The organism is Vibrio algivorus, assembly GCF_030161215.1.
Taxonomy (GTDB): domain Bacteria; phylum Pseudomonadota; class Gammaproteobacteria; order Enterobacterales; family Vibrionaceae; genus Vibrio; species Vibrio algivorus.
Window position 1 is genome coordinate 1 of the sequence record NZ_BSPV01000012.1, and the last position, 691, is coordinate 691.

At 53.7% G+C, this 691-nt stretch carries 1 rRNA gene; it reads right to left on the reverse strand.

From position 1 onward, the window contains the following. Positions 1-691 (reverse strand): 23S ribosomal RNA (locus tag QQJ93_RS15805); the annotation flags it as partial.

Consider the following 691-nt stretch of genomic DNA (forward strand, 5'->3'; position numbering starts at 1 on the left):
CCAACCTATCAACGTCGTAGTCTCCGACAACCCTTTAGGACGCTTAAAGCGCCAGGGAAGACTCATCTCAGGGCTCGCTTCGTGCTTAGATGCTTTCAGCACTTATCGATTCCGAACTTAGCTACCGGGCAATGCCATTGGCATGACAACCCGAACACCAGAGGTTCGTCCACTCCGGTCCTCTCGTACTAGGAGCAGCCCCCTTCAATCTTCCAACGCCCACGGCAGATAGGGACCGAACTGTCTCACGACGTTCTAAACCCAGCTCGCGTACCACTTTAAATGGCGAACAGCCATACCCTTGGGACCGACTTCAGCCCCAGGATGTGATGAGCCGACATCGAGGTGCCAAACACCGCCGTCGATATGAACTCTTGGGCGGTATCAGCCTGTTATCCCCGGAGTACCTTTTATCCGTTGAGCGATGGCCCTTCCATTCAGAACCACCGGATCACTATGACCTGCTTTCGCACCTGCTCGAATTGTCATTCTCGCAGTCAAGCGGGCTTATGCCATTGCACTAACCACACGATGTCCAACCGTGTTTAGCCCACCTTCGTGCTCCTCCGTTACTCTTTGGGAGGAGACCGCCCCAGTCAAACTACCCACCAGGCACTGTCCTCACCCCAGATAATGGGGCTAAGTTAGAACATCAACACTACAAGGGTGGTATTTCAAGGTTGACTCCACA